The organism is Lysobacter enzymogenes (assembly GCF_023617245.1).
Classification (GTDB): domain Bacteria; phylum Pseudomonadota; class Gammaproteobacteria; order Xanthomonadales; family Xanthomonadaceae; genus Lysobacter; species Lysobacter yananisis.
This window is the reverse complement of record NZ_CP067396.1, coordinates 222,911-238,964: the sequence shown is the minus strand read 5'-3', so window position 1 is coordinate 238,964 and position 16,054 is coordinate 222,911. Positions and strand designations below refer to the sequence as shown.

Here is a 16,054-nt window from a genome sequence, read left to right as displayed (position 1 = left end):
TTCTTCATTCCCCGGCGCTAAATTTCGCCCGCATTCGTCGTTGTTTTTGTGAACTCGTGCGCAATTGCACCGACGCATTCGTCTAACGTAAGCGCGAAACGCTCACGATTCGCGCTCCGCGGGGGAGGTCGCGGGCGAGGCGGGAACCGCGGTCGCGGCGACGGTTGCCGATGCAACGGTCTGCTCGGCAGCGGCCGGCGCGGCAGCGCCCAGCGCGGCCGCCGCCGGTGCGATGTCGGCCGGATCCAGTTCGGCGATCAGGTTCAGCGATTGCCCGGCCACGCCGACCGCGAGCGCGCGGCCGCTGCGGGTGCGCAGCACCACGATCCGCTCGCGCGGGCCGATCGGCAGCACCTGCAGCACCGTCAGCGGCGCATCGCGCGCGGTCAGGCCGTGGCGCTTGCGCAGGAAGTACAGCACCGCGACCAGGCCGCCGAGCACCACCGCCACCGGCAGCACGATCGCGACAAATTCGAGGAACAGCGACGGCGGCTGCGCAGCGGCGGCCGGCGCAGCAGCCGCCGCCGGCTTCGCGGCCGGCGCGGCGGCTTGGGCCAGCCCGGCCAGCGGCGCGCAGGCGGCGATGAGGCACAGGCGAACGGCAGAACGCAGCAAGGGCAATGTCGGCATGGCGATTGAGTGCGCAACCCGGTTCAAGAACGGACGAAACGAACGACCCGCCGCGCGACTGCGGCGGCGGCGCGCGGCGACATACCCTAGCAGCCCCGCGCGGCTTCACGCCGCCGGGCCGCGGCGCGAGGGACGCTGAGGCATGGCCCGCTCGCGCTCCGCCGGTTCCCGCACGGTCTCCTCGACCGAATCCAAGCCCGATCCCAAGGCCGCTGCGACGGCCGACCCCGCCGCCGCGCGCGAGGACGCCGGCCTGCTCGCCGCAGTGCCGTTCGCCTGCGCGGTGTTCGCCGAAGACGGCGCGCTGCGCGCGGCCAACGCGCGCTACCGCGCCGAGTTCGGCGAACTGCCCGAGCACGACCGGCGCGAGGCGCTGCTCGCGCGCCTGCGCGGCGAGGCCCGCGACGGCGCGCGCCCGCGCGAGGTGCGCGCCCCGCACAGCGGCCGCTGGTACGCGCTGCACTGGGGCCGGGCCGAGCACGCCGGCGCGCCCGCCGACGTGCTCACCGCGGTCGACATCAGCGAACGCATGGAGACCCTGGCCTCGCACAAGAGCCGCCAGGAGAAGCTGTTGTTCACCTCGCGCATGATGTCGGTCGGCGAGATGGCCGCGACCCTCGCGCACGAACTGAACCAACCGCTCGCGGCGATCATGAACTACGTGAACGGCAGTCTGCGCCTGGTCGAACAGGCCGGCGGCCCGGTCCAGGTCGAGCGCGCGCTGCAGGCCGCGCGGACCCAGGCCGAGCACGCCAGCGCGGTGATTTCGCGGGTGCGCGAGTTCGTCCGCGCGCGCGAACCGCGGCGCGACGCGCACGAGCTGGCGCGCATCGCCGAGACCGTGCTGGAACTGCTGCGGCTGGAAGCCGAGCGCCTGGACCTGCGCATCGAACTGGGCCTGCCCGAGGCGCTGCCGCCGGTGTTCGCCGACCGGGTCATGGTCGAGCAGGTGCTGCTGAACCTGGTCAAGAACGCGATCGAGGCCATGCGCGAGATCGCCCCGGAGCGGCGCGAACTGCGCATCGACGCGCGCCTGAACCTGGACGAGCAGGTCGAAGTGCGCGTCTGCGACCGCGGCGCCGGCCTCAGCGCGGCCGAGCAGGATCAGCTGTTCTCGCCGTTCTTCACCACCAAGACCGACGGCCTCGGCATCGGCCTGGCGATCTGCCGATCGATCATCGAGTACCACGAAGGCCGGCTGTTCTTCGAACCGCGCGAGGGCGGCGGCAGCGTGTTCGGGTTTACCTTGCCGCGTTACGAGGCGCGGGGATGAGGGGCGCGCTACGCTCGTCCCAGGCGCCCGCACCGCGGCCGGGGACACGACATGACAAAGGTCACGACCGCTATCGCCGAGCGCCGGGTTATATCGTGGCTCCCCGGCGGGCGGCGTTCGCGCCCGGCGCCCGCTCTGCCTTCAGGACCGTTTCGTTCGTGAATTCCGCCCGCGCGCTCCGACCGGCCCTACTGGCGTGCATCGCTGCGCTTTGCTGCGCCTGCGCGCACGCGCGCTCCAACCCGCCACCGGCGCCCGAGGCGCTGGAGGACATCGTCGTCGCCGAACCCGCGGCGGCGGACGATATCGACTATGTCTTCAAGATGTCCTGCCGGGACTCGCCCGGCTTGAAGCGGCGGCACGTCGTGGTGGAAGGCTATGTCACCTCGGACAACGCCCGCGAACAGCGTTCCGGCCTGAGCGCCCTGGTCATCGACGGAGTCGCCCTGGACGCGCTCGCCTTGCGCGAGATTAACCGCGAATTCCCGCCCGATGCGGTACAAGATCGCCCTTGGATGCGGTGCGATCGGGGCACGATCGAATTCACCGTGCCGTACAACAACGCCGACAAGCGCGGTAGGGTCCGGTTCAAGATCGACAGCGACCGCCAGATCGAACTCGTTCCCTGAGGAAAGGATTCCCATGTCGACCGTCCCGACTCCCATAGACCAAAACCGGATCGACGCCCTGGCGTCAGAGGTCACGCACCGGATCCTTTCGCAGCCCGATTACAAGCAAAACGAGTACGTCGCGGTCTTGTATCGCGACGACAGCGGGGAACTGAAAGCGACGCCATTGTTCGGCACCGGCCACACCGACCGGGCGCCGTTGGGCCGAGCCTTGGCGGCGGCCGGCGGCAACGACCGCGTGGTCGGCGTGGTGCACAACCACCCGTCGTCGATCGTGGCTACGGCGTCCACCTCCGACCAGGACGAAGCCCGCGATATCAACAAGTTGCCGTCGGACAACGACTGGAGCGGCGCGCGCAAGGTGTTCAGCGACCGCGACGACGTCACTTACTACCTGCTCGGCCCGGACATGGCGCTGCGCAAGTACGACTACCAGGACAATGCGGCCTGGGACCGGAAGAACGATCACGAACATTGGGATCGCAACCGCAGCCGGTTCGAAACGGGGCCCCAATTGCAAGTCGAACCGGCGCCCGATCCGCGCGCGCCCGATCATCAGGACCACGCGCTTTACCGGCAGATCCTCGAAAAAACCCAGGAAGCGTACGAAAAGGCGGGCCGTCCGGCGGCCGAAGGCGAGCATGAACGCGTCGCCGCGAGCCTGCTCGCGGAAACCAAGCGCGATCACCGCGGCCAGTTCGAACGGGCCGACGCGGTGGTGTTCAGCGTCGACCCCAAGTCCGGGGAAGTCGGTCGTCGCATCTTCGTCGTGCAAGGCGACCCGTCGGATCCGGCCAGTCTGCGCAGCGACGCGAAAACCACGGATGCGGCCCGGCAGCCGCTGGAGCAGTCTTTCGACAAGGTCTACGACGCCAATCAACGCCTGTTCCTGCAACAGCACGAGCGCGGCGACGTAGTGCAAGTGCCCCAGCAATCGGCTCCCTCCGCGCCCGCGCCGGCGCGCTGAACCGAGAACTCTCGCGATATGTCCGCTCATCATCCACCCGCTCCCACGATCCTCGCGCCGCGCCGCGGCCCGGCCTTGCCGGGCGCGCGCAGCACCGGAGGCCACGCGCCATGAGCGAAGCCCGCATCTACCTGGTCGACGACAACGACGGTTTCCGCGAGTCCACCGCCTGGCTGCTGGAGACGGCCGGGTTCGAGGTGCAGGCGTACGCGTCGGGGCCTGCGTTCCTGGACGCTTACGGCCACGAGCGCCACGGCGGCGGCGCGCAGTGCCTGGTCTCGGACATCCGCATGCCGCTGATGAGCGGGCTGCAGTTGCAGGAAGAGCTGCGCCGGCGCGGGATCGGCCTGCCGCTCGTGTTCGTCACCGCCCACGGCGACGTGCCGCTGGCGGTCGAGGCGATGCGCAAGGGCGCGGCCAACTTCCTCGAAAAACCCTTCGGCGACGAGGCGCTGATCGAGGCGATCCGCGCCGCCGTGGCCCACGCCCGCAGCCACGCCGGCGGCGGCGAGGCCGGCGACGACCGCCTGGCCCGGCTGAGCCCGCGCGAGCGCCAGGTCATGGACCTGGTGGTCGCGAGCAAGCCGAACAAGATCATCGCCGACGTGCTCGGCATCAGCGTCAAGACCGTGGAACTGCATCGATCGAACATGATGAACAAACTCGGGGTACGCTCGCTGCCCGAACTGATGAAGGTGGCGCTGGGCCATGGCTGATACGCAAGCGGACATCGGTACGCCGGCGCGTGCCGGCGAAGACCTCGCCGCGCGCGCGCAGCCGTTGCGCGGCAAGGTGCCGGCGCTGCCGCTGTGGCAGGCACAGGCGTTGTGCGCGTTCTTCGGCGCGCCGCAGCGCTGGCCGCTGCGCGAAGGCGGCGGCTGGCTGGAGTTCTTCCGCGCCGGGCCGATCGACGGCGAAACGGTGACGCTGGAAGGCGACGGCGCGCGGGTGCGGCTGCAGCTCGACAGCGGCCTGGCGCTGGACGCCGATACCGGCCTGCATTGGAGCGGCTATCGCGGCCGCTCGCGCGTGCTGGCGTGGAGCCTGGCCCACGAATCGCAACTGATGAAGCTCAGCCAGGCGCTCGACGTGGCGCTGATTCCGGTGGTCGACGACGGCGCCGCGTCGCTGCGCGAGCTGCAGGCGCGCGGCGGCGAAGACGACGGGCTGTGGCTGGGCTTCCGCATCCTCGACGGCGCCGGCCAGGCGCGTTCGCGCGGCCACCTGCGCATTCCGCCGGGCTGGGTCGACCGGCTGCTGCTGCGCGCCGAACCGTTCGAGCGCGCGCGCGGCGACGGCGACGGCGAGCAGTACCGCGACTGGTCGCAGCTGCCGGTGCCGGTGACGCTGAGCTGGGACGGCCCGAGCCTGCGCTACGCGCAATGGCGCCAGCTGCGCGCCGGCGACGTGCTGGTGATCGGCAACTACCAACGTCCGCCGCCGGTGCGCGCGCTCGCGCCCGGGTTGGCCTGGCCGCTGGCGCCGATCGCCGACGGCTGGCGCATCGACGGCCCGCCCCTGACCCTTTCCACGCACCAGGAGACATCTGCGATGAGCGATCCCGAATCCGCCGCCGACGCGCCGGAGGCCGCGACCGGGCCGGACGTGCCGATCCGCCTGGAATTCGACCTGGGCCGGCTGGAATGCCGCTACGAAGACCTGGCCGGCTTCCAGCCCGGCTACGTGTTCGCCCTGCCCTCGCGGCTGGAAGGCGCCAACGTGGTGATCCGCGCCAACGGGCGCGATGCGGGCCGCGGCGAGATCGTCGCGGTCGGCGAAACCCTGGGCGTGCGCCTGCTCTCCTGGAGCTGAGTCATGGATTTCAGTTCGTTCTCGCCGGCCCTGGTGCTGCTGACGGTGGTCAGCCTGGCGCTGGCGCCGTTCGTGGCGGTGATGGTGACGTCCTTCACCAAGATCGTGGTGGTGCTGAGCCTGCTGCGCAACGCGCTGGGGCTGCAGCAGGTGCCGCCGAACGTGGTCATCAACGGCCTGGCGATCGTGTTGTCGATCTACGTGATGTATCCGGTGATCCTGGAGACCCACGACGCGATCAACGCCAGCGCGAACGGGACCACGGTGGCGGCGACGCAGGCGCCGCCGGCGGCGAACGCGACGACCGCGACGGGTGCGGCACCGGCTGCAGCGACCGCGCCCGCGGGCGCGGCGGCTCCAGCCGCGGGCAACGCCGCGCCGGCCGCGGCGGCCGCCACCACCGCGCCCGCGGCGACGGCATCGAGCGCCCCCGCGGCGAACGCGGCCGCGGCCGCGACCGCCCCCGCCGGCGCGCAGCCCGCGGCGGCGACGAAACGCCCGGCGCCGACGCCGTCCTCGGTGCTCGGCGGCAAGATGGACGCCGCGCGCCTGCTGCAGCTGATGGACGCCGGCAAGGAGCCGCTGCGCAAATTCCTGATCAAGCACTCCAGCGACGCCGAGCGCGCGTTCTTCCTGCGCAGCGCCCAGCGCCTGCTGCCGCCGAACGCGCGCGCCGACATCGGCGTGGACGACTTCATCGTGGTGATCCCGGCCTTCACCGTCAGCGAACTCACCGCCGCGTTCCAGATCGGCTTCCTGATCTTCCTGCCGTTCCTGATCATCGACCTGGTGGTGTCGAACATCCTGCTCTCGCTGGGCATGATGATGCTCTCGCCGACCACCGTGTCGCTGCCGTTCAAGCTGCTGCTGTTCGTGTTGATCGGCGGCTGGGCCAAGCTGGTGCACGGCCTGGTGCTGACCTACGGCGGGTGAGTCGGCGGGACCGGGGACCTGGGACCGGGGACCCGTAGTGCGCCAGATCTGCCAGGCTTTTGCGGGCCCCGGGTCCCCGGCCCCCTTTCTCCGGAACAACGAGTCCTGCTCATGGGCGACATGCTGGAACTGACCAAACAGGCCCTGTGGCTGACCCTGCTGCTGTCGGGTCCGCCGGTGCTGGCCGCGGCCGTGGTCGGCCTGGTGGTCGCCTTCATCCAGGCGGCGACGCAGTTGCAGGAGCAGACCTTCGCCTACGCGATCAAGTTCACCGTGATCGTGGTGACCCTGTTCGTCACCGCGTCGATGATCGGCGGCACCCTGTACACCTTCGCCGACCGCATCTTCCTCGATTTCCCCGGCATGATCCGGCACTGATGCGCGCGACGATGCGCGACGCGGGCGCGATGCGATGACCCTCGACATCGACAGCGGCGGCAACCTGCTGCTCGCGCTCGGGCTGGTGCTGCCGCGCGTGCTCGGCGCGTTCATGATGCTGCCGCTGATCACCAACGAGAACATGCCGCCGCTGGTGCGCAACAGCTTCATGGTCTCGCTGGCGATCATCGCGATCCCGGTGGCGATGAACGGAGTGCCGCTGAACCAGCTCAACGCGCTGCAGTTCGCGCCGATCGTGCTCAAGGAGCTGTTCATCGGCGTGTCGATCGGCTTCGTGTTCGGCATGGTGTTCTGGGCGATCAGCGCCGCCGGCAACGTCATCGACACCCAGGTCGGCATGACCCTGGCGCAGGTGTTCGACCCGATCCAGGGCCACCAGGCCTCGCTGCACGGCAACTTCCTGTCGCAGTTCGCGACCTGGCTGTTCATGGCCAGCGGCGCGTTCCTGGTGTTCCTCGACCTGCTGATGGCCAGCTACGCGATGTGGCCGGTGGTGTCGTTCTTCCCGACCCTGCACGCGGCCGGCATGGAGCTGTTCGTCGGCCAGTTCAGCTATCTCACCACCGCGCTGCTGGTGCTAGCGGCGCCGGCGATGGTGGTGCTGCTGCTGATCGACCTGTCGTTCGGCCTGGTCAACCGCTTCGCCCCGCAGCTCAACGTGTTCACCATCACCATGCCGATCAAGGCCTGGCTGGCGACCTGGATCGTGCTGCTGATGCTCGGGGTGTACGTGGAGATCGTGCTGGAGCGCATCTCCGGCAATCGCGGCTTGATCGAGGCCTTGAACAAGGCGTTCGGCGGGGCGTAGCGCGGCGCGAGCCGCGACCGCGGCGACGCAACTGCGCCGAAACGTCCGCGATGCTTGCGTTGTCGCGGCGCGGCTCGCGCCGCTCCTACAGGGAGATTTCCGTCAGCGCGGCTCGTCGTCGAGCGGCGGCGGCAGCTCCGGCGCGCTGTCGTCGCCGTCGCGCAGCCGGCGCACGCCTTCGGCCCAGTGCAGGACCTCGGCCACGGCCTCGAAGAACTCGTTGCCGATGTATTCGTCCAGCGCCACCCGTTCGTGCAGGCCGCGCGCCAGTTCGATGTTCTGCAGGATCGGCACGCCAGCCTCGACGGCGGCGGCCTTGATCGCCTCGGCCATGTAGCCCTCGCCCTTGGCCACCACCATCGGCAGATCGGTGATGCCGTGCTCGTACTGCAGGGCGATGGCGATGTGGGTGGGATTGGTCACGACGACGTTGGATTGGCGGACGGCGTTGAGCATGTTCTGCTGCGACCATTCCTGATGCAACTGCCGGCGCCGGCTCTTCACGTGCGGATCGCCCTCGTTCTCCTTGACCTCCTGCTGGATGTCGCGCCGGCTCATGCGCAACTGCTTGAGGTAGGAGAACTTCTGGTACCACACGTCGATGGCGGAGACGAAGAAGAACACGAAGATCGTCCACACCACGATCCGCACCAGCCCGTGCCAGATGCCCGAGCCCATCGCCTCCGGCGGCGCGTACGGCAGCAGCATCAGCTGGGCCAGCATCTTGTAGATCACGAACACGCCGATGCCGATCAGCGCCGCGCTCTTGATCACCGACTTGACCAGCTCGACGAGGTTGTCCATCGAGAACATCTTCTTGACGCCCTCGGCCGGATTCATCTTGTCCATGCTGGGCTTGATCTTGCCCAGCGACAGGACCGGGCCGACCTGCAGGAACTCGACCACCGCGCCCAGGAACACGGCCATGGCCAGCAACGGCAGGGTCAGCCACAGCAGGGTCTCGAAGGCGGAACCGCCGACCTCGCGCAGCGCGTCGCCGAAGGGCTGGTTGATCGCCTTGAGGCTGGCCTCGAACAGGCGGATCAGCTTGAGCCGCATGAAGTCCATCATCAGCCAGCCGCACACCACCCAGCCCAACACCAGCACGGTGCTGGTCAGCTCCTTGCTCTTGGCGACGTTGCCTTCCTTGCGCGCGTCGCGGATCTTTTTCTGGGTCGGCGGCTCGGTCTTGTCGGCGCCCTGGTCCTTCGCCATGCGCGGCCCTGCTGGGTGAAGGCCATCGAGGCTAGCACGCGGCGCACAGGCCGGAAGTGGCGGCTGTCAGCAATCGCCGCGGGCCTTGCGACGGCTCGGCGAGACGCGGCTGAATGCGCCCTGGGCACCTGGCGGACACCTAGGGTCGCCCCGAGTTGGCCCTGTCGCGGCCGCGGGGCTACATTGCGTCCATCCCCCGAAACGGCGATCCGCCCACCCCGACCGCATGAGCAGCATCGGCCCCGATTCGCGCATCGACCGCGCTGGCCTCGACAGCCAGACGCTGGAAGCGCTGCGCGTCCGCGAACCGGCGACGCAGGGCGCGTCGCTGCCGGCCGCGGTCGCCGAGGCGGTTCCGGCCTATGCCCCGCCGGCGCGGGATCCGGGCGAGCAAACCCTCAACGCCGATGCCTGGCGCGGCGTGGCGGCCGGCGAGCGGCAACTTCCCGGCGACAGCGGGCTGGAGCGCGAGCTGGGCCAGCTAGACCTGTCCGCCGCGGCCGACCGCGGCGCCGACGCGGTACTGGATTCGCTGACGGTTTGATTCGTCAGCTCTTGATTCGCCGACCGCCTGGGGCGCACCCGCCCGGGTAATGCCCGTGGCCGCCGCGAAGGCGACAGCGTCGGCCAAGGCCGGGCTCTGCGACTGCAAGCGCCCCGCCGAATGATCCGCCGGACCGCGAGCGCGGCCTTCGCGGATACCCGCGTCGCTGGCGCCGGCCCGCTCGGCTAGGCTAGTGGCGTCTTCGCTGCCGTTCCCCGCTCCCGTGACCGACGCCGCTCCCTCGCCCGAAGCCCTGCGCGCCGCCGCCGACCGCCTGGTCTCGGCGCTGGCCGCGCACAGCGACCCGGAGTACCGGCTCAGCGTGCTCAAGCGCGTGGTCCGCCGGCTCGGCGAGGACCGCTATCCCTTGTTCATCCGCCTGCTCGGCGTGGTCGCCGAGAGCGACGACGTGCGCGCCCAGCGCCTGCTCGCCGACACCTTCGGCACCGCGCTGCGGCGCATGGACCTGCCCGGCGGCGCGCTCAGCTCCTGGGGCGCGACCCGCCTGCCCGACGCGACCGGGCCGGTCGCGGTCAGCGCCCTGTCCGGGCATTTCTTCGGCGCCACGCCGCGGCGGCTGCTCGGGCCGGTGGAGTACCTGACGGTGTGGCACCTGCAGCGCACCCAGCGCACCGCGCTCGGCGCGGAGACGTTCCGCACCGCGCTGGCGCGGCTGATCGCCCTGCTCAACCGCAGCGAGGACGCGCGCACGCTGTATCCGCAGAAGCTCGCCGCCGATGCGCAGAACGAAATGGAAGGCGCCTACACCCGCGCCACCCGCGAACGCCTGCGCGCGCTCGCCGACGCCTGGCGCGCGGGACGCTCGCCGGAAGAAGTGGCGCAGGCAGCGCTGGAAGTCGCCGATGCGCCGCTGCCGGGGCAGTGGGTGGTGCGCGATCTCTGAGCGCGTCGCGGCCTTGCGCAAAAACGCCGCTGCGACACTGAGCCACATCCGCGCGTGCGACGCCGGTGCTGCAATGCGAGCCTCCCCGCACCGAAGCGATTGCGCATGCGCGACCATCCCGCCCTGCCCTCGCGCCGCCGCTTGCTCGCCGCGGCCGGCGCCGCCGCGCTGCTCAGCGCCTGCGGCGAACAGGAGCCGAAACTGCGGCTGCACGGCATCGACTTGAGCCAGCGCCCCGGCTTCGGCGGCGATTTCCGCCTCAGCGATCCCGACGGCCGCGAACGCACCCTGTCGGACTTCTACGGCCGCGCAGTGCTGCTGTTCTTCGGCTTCACCCTGTGCCCGGACGTATGCCCGACCGCGCTGACCCGCGCGGTGCAGATCCGAAAACTGCTCGGCGCCGACGGCCAGCGGCTGCAGGTGTTGTTCGTGACCCTGGACCCCGAACGCGACACGCCGCAGGTGCTGCGGGCCTATACCCAGGCCTTCGATCCGAGCTTCATCGGCCTGAGCGGCAGCGAGCAGCGCATCGCCGAAACCGCCAAGGCCTTCCGCGTGGTCTACGCCAAGGTCCCGACCGGCTCGACCTACACCATCGACCACTCCGCGTTGAGTTACGTCTACGACGCCCGCGGCCGGCTGCGCATGGCCTTGCGCCATGAGCAAAGCGCGGCCGAGTGCGTCGACGACATCCGCCAGATCCTGTGAGGCCGCGCATGCGCATCCCGCTTCGCCATTCGCTCCTGTTCGCCGCCGCGCTGCTGTGTGCGCCGATCGCTTTCGCGCAGATGGGCGCCGCGTCCGCGAGCGGCGCGCAAGTCGCCATCGATGCGCCATGGGTGCGCGCGACCGTGCCGCGGCAACCGGCCACCGGCGCCTTCATGCGCCTGACCGCCGCGCGCGACCTGCGCCTGGTCGGGGCGCGTTCGCCGGCGGCCGAACACGTCGAAGTGCACGAGATGGCGATGCAAGGGCAGATGATGCGCATGCGCCAGGTCGCTTCGCTGGACTTGCCCAAGGGCCGCGCGGTGGCGTTGGCGCCGGGCGGCTATCACCTGATGCTGATCGGATTGCAGCGGCCGCTGCGCGCCGGCGAAAAGGTCGCGCTGACGCTGCTGTTCGAAGACGCGGACGGCAAACGCAGCGAGCAGCAGGTGCACGCCGAGGTCCGCCCGCTCGCGACGCCCGCTTCGTGATCGACCCGTAGGAGCGGCGCGAGCCGCGACTGCGACGACGCAGCCGTCGCGCAGGTTCCGTCGTAGTTGCATCGTCGCAGTCGCGGCTCGCGCCGCTCCTACAGAAGGCTTCGGCTACAGGCCGACCACGCTGCGCTCGGGACCCGGGCGCTTGCCGAGCTTGCGCTGCAGCGAGCGCCGGTGCATGCCGAGCAGGCGCGCGGTCGCCGAGATGTTGCCGCCGGTGTCGTTGAGCGCCTGCTGGATATGCTCCCACTCCAGGCGCCGCAGCGGCATCATCGTGTCCGGCGCCTGCACCGGCGCGGCCGCCGCATCGGGCGCGTCGACGCCGATCGCGGCGAGGATCGCGCCGACGCTGGCCGGCTTGGGCAGGTAGTCGTCGGCGCCGCGCTTGATCGCATCGACCGCGGTGGCGACGCTGGCGTAGCCGGTGACCAGGACGATGCGCATGTCCGCGCGCAACTCGCGCAGCGGCCGGATCAGCTGCAGGCCCGAATCGGCGCCGAGCTTGAGGTCGACCAGGGCGAAGGACGGCGCCTGCTGCAGGGCCAGGTCCAGCGCCTGGCGCACGCTGCCGGCGGTGCGCGCCTGGATGCCGCGGCGGGCCAGGCTGCGTTGCAGCGTGGCGGCGTAGGTCTCGTCGTCGTCGACGATCAGGCCGGAGCCTGGCGTGCCGCTCAGAACGGCACGGGGGGGCGTGGAAGCGTTCATGCGCGGCATCCTACGCCCGCGGCCGCGCGGCGGGCGTGCGGCAAACTGCCACAGGACAAAGTGTCCATGGCTGTGGTTGCAAGGGTGCCGCGGGATGCGGCGATCGGAGCGAACCGCGTCGGGCCTGAAGGCCCTCCCACGTCGCCGCCTCGATAAAACGAAAGCGCGAGTCGCCTTTTCTTTCGTTTCGCGCCGCCGTCCGCGCCCACGCGGGAACGGCGGCGCGACAGCCGCGCGGATCGCGACGATCCGCGCGCCCGGCTCACTGCCGCTTGCAGTCCACCACCTTGTCCGCATCGGTGCCGTAGGCGACTTCGTGCAGCACCAGCACCGTCCCCTTCGGCGCCTGCAGGCCGAACGGCGAGGCCAGCTTGCCCATGTCGCCGCCGGCCGCGCGCACGCACTTGAGCGGCACGCCGATGCGCTGCCACTGCCCTTGCGGCAGGCCGCGCAGGACCTCGCCGAACGGCAGTTTCGCCTCGCACTTGGTCCCGCACTGCGCGGTCAGCCAGGCCTCGCCCGCGCCGACCGATTCGGGCTTGAGCGTGATCAGCAACTGCACGTCGCCGTTGGTCTCGCGCACCAGTTCCACCGGCGCGTCCGCGACCAGTTCCAGCCGCGCCTCGCCCTTCCACTGCGCGCGCCAGGCGTCTTCCTGCGCCTTGTAGTCGACCGCGGTGACCGCCAGCGCGCCATCGGCGCTGGCCAGCGGCGGCTTGGCCGCGTCGCTGGACTTGCCCTGCGACTGCACCCGCAGCAGCCAGCCGCGCGGCAGCGCGCCGCGGCCGAGGAAGCTCATCGAACGCTGGTCGAGGTCCGGCGTGCCCGGATCTTCCGACAGCGCGCCGACCTTGCCGGCCTTGGCGTAGCTGAGCCCGTAGCCGAACGCGAACTGCGGCGAGTACTCCTTGTCGCCGACGTTGGCGACCTGCACCGCGGTGCGCGGCCACGAATACGACAGCGTGCCCTTGAAGTCGTGCTGGATCGCGCCGTCGGCCTTGCGCAACAGCACGTCGGCGACGCCGCCGCCTTCCGAGCCCGGCAGCCATGCGGCGACGAAGGCGTCGGAGGCGTTGATCTCGCGATTGGTCCACAGCGGCCGCCCCGACAGGAACACGCTCACCACCGGCACGCCTTCGGCCTTGAGCCGCTTGAGCGTGTCGAGCTCGGGATTGCGGCTGCCGCGGAAGGTGGCGATGCGCAGGTCGCCCTGGAATTCGGCGTAGGGGTCTTCGCCGAAGACGAAGATCGCCACGTCGGGCTTGGTCGCGTAACGGCCGTCCTTGGACAGCTCGGCGCTGCCGCCGGCGGCCTGGATCTGCTCGCGCAGGCCGGCCCAGATCGACTGCGCATGCGGGAAGTCGGACGGCTTGAGCCCGGTGCCCTGCCAGTTCAAGGTCCAGCCGCCGGCCTGCTTGGCGACGTTGTCGGCGCCGTCGCCGAGCACCAGCACCCGCGACTTGGGCGCGATCGGCAGCACGCCGCTGTCGTTCTTGAGCAGCACCAGCGATTCGCGCACCGCCTGGCGCGCGATCGCGCGATGCTCGGCGCTGCCGAGCAGTTCGAACTTGCCGCCGAGCGGGCGCTTGGACGGCGCGCCGGCCTCGAACAGGCCCAGGCGCAGCTTCACCCGCAGGATCCGGGTCACCGCGTCGTCGAGCCGGGCCATGCTGATCTGGCCGGCCTGGACCTGCTTGAGCGCGTTGTCGTAGTAACCGCGCCAACTGTCCGGCGCCATCAGCATGTCGACGCCGGCGTTGAACGCCGCCGCGCAGTCGTCGTTGGCGCAGCCCGGCAGCTGGCCGTGCGCGTTCCAGTCGCCGACCACGAAACCGTCGAAGCCCATGCGGTCCTTCAGCACATCGGTCAGCAGCGCGTGGTTGCCGTGCATCTTGGCGCCGTTCCAGCTGGAGAACGAGGCCATCACCGTCTGCGCGCCGGCCTTCAGCGCGGGCGGATAGCCGGCGCCGTGGACCTCGCGCAGTTCTTTTTCGGTGATCTTCGCATCGCCCTGGTCGCGGCCCTCGAAGGTGCCGCCGTCGGCGAGGAAGTGCTTGGCCGAGGCGATCACGTGCGCGCCGTCGAGGAATTGCTTGCTGCCGAGCTTGCCCTGCAGGCCTTCGATCGCCGCCGCGGCGTAGCTGGCGACGAGCCGAGGATCCTCGGAATAGCCTTCGTAGGTGCGGCCCCAGCGGTCGTCGCGCGGCACCGTCAGGGTCGGCGCGAAGGTCCATTCCATGCCGGTGCTGCGCACTTCGGCGGCGGTGGCCTCGCCGATGCGGCGGATCAGCTCGGGATTGCGGGTGGCGCCCAGGCCGACGTTGTGCGGGAACAAGGTCGCGCCGATCAGGTTGTTGTGGCCGTGCACCGCGTCGATGCCGAAGATGATCGGGATCGCGACCTTGCCGTCGCTGGCGTCCATCGAGGCGGCGTAGAACTTGTCGGCGATGTCGAGCCATTCCTGCGGCGGCGCGGCGTAGTTGCCGCCCGGCTCGGAGATGCCGCCGGGCTCGGAATTGCCGCCGGCCAGGACCGAGCCGATGTGGTATTTGCGCACATCCTCGGGCGTGGCGGCGTTGATGTCGGCCTGCACGATCTGGCCGACCTTCTCCTCCACGCTCATCTTCGCCAGCAGCGCCTGGATGCGCGCTTCCAGTCCGGCGTCGCGCGGAATCGGCGGCTTCAGCGCCGGCCACTGCGCCGGATGCACGGCGGCGGCGTCCTGCGCCAGCGCGGGCGCCAGCGGCGCCAGCGCCAGCAGCAGCGCCCAGGCCAGCCGCCGCAGCCGCGGCGCGGCGGTTTGGATCGAGACAGCGGCGGCGCCGCGGCGCGGGCGGGACGGGACGTTCATGCATGACTCCTCAAGGCAGGGAAAAAGGGCGCGAGGTTGTGGCCGGATCGGCATAAACCCCGCAAAACCACGTGGGTTCCGTCCGCGCGTTCTGGCAGAATGCGGCCAACACGCGACAAGGAAACAGACCGGTCATGCGGGTGCGCATCGAAGATGTGGCGGAGGAGGCGGGCGTGTCGATGAAGACCGTCTCGCGCGTGCTCAACCAGGAACCCAACGTCAGCGAGGAAACCCGCAAGCGCGTGGAAGCCGCTGCGCGCAAGCTGCAATACCGTCCGAACCCGTCGGCGCGCAGCCTGGCCGGGCAGCGTTCGTTCCTGGTCGCGCTGCTGTACGACAACCCGTCCAGCAACTACCTGATGGAAGTGCAGGCGGGCATGCTCGACGCCTGCAACAGCCAGCACTACAACCTGATGCTGGCGCCGGTGACCTACACCGACAAGAAGCTGGTGGCGCATGTGGACGAGATCGTGCAGCGCTCGCGCGCCGACGGCCTGGTGCTGACCCCGCCGCTGACCGACCACCCCGGGCTGATGAAGCGGCTCGGCCAGCTCGCCATTCCCTACGCCAACATCTCGCCCAAGCTGCGCGGCGAGCGCATCGGCGTGGTGCTCGACGAGGAACGCGCGGTGCGCGAGCTGATGGCGCACCTGGTCTCGCTCGGCCACCGCCGCATCGCCCACATCAAGGGCCACCCCGAGCACGGCGCCAGCCAGTGGCGCCTGAACGGCTACCGCGACGGCCTGGCCGCGGCCGGCATCGGGTTCGACCCGGAACTGGTCGTGGAAGGCGACTTCCACTACGACACCGGCGCGATCTGCGCCCAGCGCCTGTTGCTGATGGACGATCCGCCGACCGCGATCTTCGCCGCCAACGACGACATGGCCGCCGGCACCATCCGCACCGCCAGCGAAATGGGTTTGTCGATTCCCGGCGACGTGTCGGTGTGCGGCTTCGACGACACGCCGATCTCGCGCCAGATCTATCCGCCGCTGACCACGGTGCGCCAGCCGACCCGCGAGATGGGCCGCCTGGCCACCCACGAACTGTTCAAGCGGATCAAGGCGCCCGACGCCGGCCAGCTGATCCTGGCGCCGTACGAACTGCAGTTGCGCAAGTCCACCGGCCCGGTCGGCAAGCCGCGCGCGCGCAAGCGCTGACGCGCGCGCGGCGCGGCGCGGC

General features: G+C 70.4%; 17 protein-coding genes and 1 pseudogene. 14 read left to right on the top strand and 4 right to left on the bottom strand.

Annotated features, from left to right (window positions below; genetic code table 11):
* Window positions 1-102: 102 nt before the first annotated feature.
* Window positions 103-630, bottom strand: a complete 528-nt coding sequence (locus JHW41_RS01005; protein ID WP_250448721.1) for a flagellar biosynthetic protein FliO — start codon at window positions 628-630, stop codon at window positions 103-105.
* 142 nt (window positions 631-772) lie between these two features.
* Between JHW41_RS01005 and JHW41_RS01000 the strand changes: the two genes are divergently transcribed.
* The 9 genes and pseudogenes from JHW41_RS01000 (at window position 773) to sctT (ending at window position 7,451) form a co-directional block, all read left to right on the top strand.
* The gene (locus JHW41_RS01000) at window positions 773-1,903 is read left to right on the top strand and encodes a sensor histidine kinase (RefSeq protein ID WP_250448720.1); all 1,131 of its coding nucleotides are present in this window, start codon (window positions 773-775) and stop codon (window positions 1,901-1,903) included.
* 158 nt (window positions 1,904-2,061) lie between these two features.
* Window positions 2,062-2,532 (top strand): hypothetical protein, encoded by a 471-nt coding sequence (locus JHW41_RS00995; RefSeq protein ID WP_057949566.1) that lies wholly within the window; start codon window positions 2,062-2,064, stop codon window positions 2,530-2,532.
* 13 nt (window positions 2,533-2,545) lie between these two features.
* Window positions 2,546-3,499 (top strand): XVIPCD domain-containing protein, encoded by a 954-nt coding sequence (locus tag JHW41_RS00990; RefSeq protein ID WP_250448719.1) that lies wholly within the window; start codon window positions 2,546-2,548, stop codon window positions 3,497-3,499.
* 110 nt (window positions 3,500-3,609) lie between these two features.
* Entirely contained in the window at window positions 3,610-4,215 is a 606-nt protein-coding gene (locus tag JHW41_RS00985; protein WP_057949568.1) for a response regulator transcription factor, read from the top strand.
* Complete coding sequence (gene sctQ / locus JHW41_RS00980; protein ID WP_250448718.1) at window positions 4,208-5,311, top strand: type III secretion system cytoplasmic ring protein SctQ; 1,104 nt, start codon at window positions 4,208-4,210, stop codon at window positions 5,309-5,311. Before JHW41_RS00985 ends, sctQ begins: the two co-directional genes overlap by 8 nt.
* A gap of 3 nt (window positions 5,312-5,314) precedes the next feature.
* Window positions 5,315-5,548: pseudogene (locus JHW41_RS26145) on the top strand (hypothetical protein); the annotation flags it as partial.
* A gap of 297 nt (window positions 5,549-5,845) precedes the next feature.
* Window positions 5,846-6,244: a hypothetical protein gene (locus tag JHW41_RS26140; protein WP_078997049.1), complete on the top strand. Its 399-nt coding sequence runs from the start codon at window positions 5,846-5,848 to the stop codon at window positions 6,242-6,244.
* Between the two features lie 111 nt (window positions 6,245-6,355).
* Window positions 6,356-6,622, top strand: coding sequence for a type III secretion system export apparatus subunit SctS (gene sctS, locus JHW41_RS00965; RefSeq protein ID WP_057949570.1), 267 nt, complete (start codon window positions 6,356-6,358; stop codon window positions 6,620-6,622).
* 34 nt (window positions 6,623-6,656) lie between these two features.
* Entirely contained in the window at window positions 6,657-7,451 is a 795-nt protein-coding gene (gene sctT, locus JHW41_RS00960) for a type III secretion system export apparatus subunit SctT (RefSeq protein WP_078997028.1), read from the top strand.
* A gap of 102 nt (window positions 7,452-7,553) precedes the next feature.
* Here sctT and sctU read toward each other — a convergent pair whose 3' ends face one another.
* Complete coding sequence (sctU, locus tag JHW41_RS00955; protein ID WP_057949572.1) at window positions 7,554-8,666, bottom strand: type III secretion system export apparatus subunit SctU; 1,113 nt, start codon at window positions 8,664-8,666, stop codon at window positions 7,554-7,556.
* 226 nt (window positions 8,667-8,892) lie between these two features.
* On the opposite strand from sctU, the gene JHW41_RS00950 reads away from it, so the two are divergent.
* The 4 genes from JHW41_RS00950 (at window position 8,893) to JHW41_RS00935 (ending at window position 11,310) form a co-directional block, all read left to right on the top strand.
* Window positions 8,893-9,210 carry a hypothetical protein gene (locus JHW41_RS00950; protein WP_250448717.1) on the top strand — a complete coding sequence of 106 codons (318 nt, stop codon included), beginning with the start codon at window positions 8,893-8,895 and terminating at the stop codon, window positions 9,208-9,210.
* 223 nt (window positions 9,211-9,433) lie between these two features.
* A complete protein-coding gene (locus JHW41_RS00945; protein WP_057949574.1) occupies window positions 9,434-10,114 on the top strand; it encodes a hypothetical protein in 681 nt (226 codons plus the stop codon).
* A gap of 105 nt (window positions 10,115-10,219) precedes the next feature.
* Window positions 10,220-10,822, top strand: a complete 603-nt coding sequence (locus JHW41_RS00940) for an SCO family protein (RefSeq protein WP_250448716.1) — start codon at window positions 10,220-10,222, stop codon at window positions 10,820-10,822.
* A gap of 8 nt (window positions 10,823-10,830) precedes the next feature.
* Window positions 10,831-11,310 carry a copper chaperone PCu(A)C gene (locus tag JHW41_RS00935; RefSeq protein WP_250448715.1) on the top strand — a complete coding sequence of 160 codons (480 nt, stop codon included), beginning with the start codon at window positions 10,831-10,833 and terminating at the stop codon, window positions 11,308-11,310.
* Between the two features lie 114 nt (window positions 11,311-11,424).
* Here the strand turns inward: JHW41_RS00935 and JHW41_RS00930 are convergent, their stop codons facing one another.
* Both JHW41_RS00930 and JHW41_RS00925 read right to left on the bottom strand, forming a co-directional pair.
* Window positions 11,425-12,021 (bottom strand): response regulator transcription factor, encoded by a 597-nt coding sequence (locus JHW41_RS00930; RefSeq protein WP_057949576.1) that lies wholly within the window; start codon window positions 12,019-12,021, stop codon window positions 11,425-11,427.
* A 262-nt stretch (window positions 12,022-12,283) separates the two neighbouring features.
* On the bottom strand, window positions 12,284-14,872 hold the full coding sequence (locus JHW41_RS00925) for a glycoside hydrolase family 3 protein (RefSeq protein WP_250448714.1): 2,589 nt from the start codon (window positions 14,870-14,872) through the stop codon (window positions 12,284-12,286).
* 179 nt (window positions 14,873-15,051) lie between these two features.
* Between JHW41_RS00925 and JHW41_RS00920 the strand changes: the two genes are divergently transcribed.
* Window positions 15,052-16,032 (top strand): LacI family DNA-binding transcriptional regulator, encoded by a 981-nt coding sequence (locus tag JHW41_RS00920; protein ID WP_231784070.1) that lies wholly within the window; start codon window positions 15,052-15,054, stop codon window positions 16,030-16,032.
* The last annotated feature ends 22 nt before the right edge of the window (window positions 16,033-16,054 follow it).

Bases quoted from the DNA above. Each gene is read 5' to 3' on its own strand.
- JHW41_RS01005 (WP_250448721.1), bottom strand. From the start codon at position 630: ATGCCGACATTGCCCTTGCTGCGTTCTGCCGTTCGCCTGTGCCTCATC.
- JHW41_RS01000 (WP_250448720.1), top strand. From the start codon at position 773: ATGGCCCGCTCGCGCTCCGCCGGTTCCCGCACGGTCTCCTCGACCGAA.
- JHW41_RS00990 (WP_250448719.1), top strand. From the start codon at position 2,546: ATGTCGACCGTCCCGACTCCCATAGACCAAAACCGGATCGACGCCCTG.
- JHW41_RS00985 (WP_057949568.1), top strand. From the start codon at position 3,610: ATGAGCGAAGCCCGCATCTACCTGGTCGACGACAACGACGGTTTCCGC.
- sctQ (WP_250448718.1), top strand. From the start codon at position 4,208: ATGGCTGATACGCAAGCGGACATCGGTACGCCGGCGCGTGCCGGCGAA.
- JHW41_RS26140 (WP_078997049.1), top strand. From the start codon at position 5,846: ATGGACGCCGCGCGCCTGCTGCAGCTGATGGACGCCGGCAAGGAGCCG.
- sctS (WP_057949570.1), top strand. From the start codon at position 6,356: ATGGGCGACATGCTGGAACTGACCAAACAGGCCCTGTGGCTGACCCTG.
- sctT (WP_078997028.1), top strand. From the start codon at position 6,657: ATGACCCTCGACATCGACAGCGGCGGCAACCTGCTGCTCGCGCTCGGG.
- sctU (WP_057949572.1), bottom strand. From the start codon at position 8,666: ATGGCGAAGGACCAGGGCGCCGACAAGACCGAGCCGCCGACCCAGAAA.
- JHW41_RS00950 (WP_250448717.1), top strand. From the start codon at position 8,893: ATGAGCAGCATCGGCCCCGATTCGCGCATCGACCGCGCTGGCCTCGAC.
- JHW41_RS00940 (WP_250448716.1), top strand. From the start codon at position 10,220: ATGCGCGACCATCCCGCCCTGCCCTCGCGCCGCCGCTTGCTCGCCGCG.
- JHW41_RS00935 (WP_250448715.1), top strand. From the start codon at position 10,831: ATGCGCATCCCGCTTCGCCATTCGCTCCTGTTCGCCGCCGCGCTGCTG.
- JHW41_RS00930 (WP_057949576.1), bottom strand. From the start codon at position 12,021: ATGAACGCTTCCACGCCCCCCCGTGCCGTTCTGAGCGGCACGCCAGGC.
- JHW41_RS00925 (WP_250448714.1), bottom strand. From the start codon at position 14,872: ATGAACGTCCCGTCCCGCCCGCGCCGCGGCGCCGCCGCTGTCTCGATC.
- JHW41_RS00920 (WP_231784070.1), top strand. From the start codon at position 15,052: ATGAAGACCGTCTCGCGCGTGCTCAACCAGGAACCCAACGTCAGCGAG.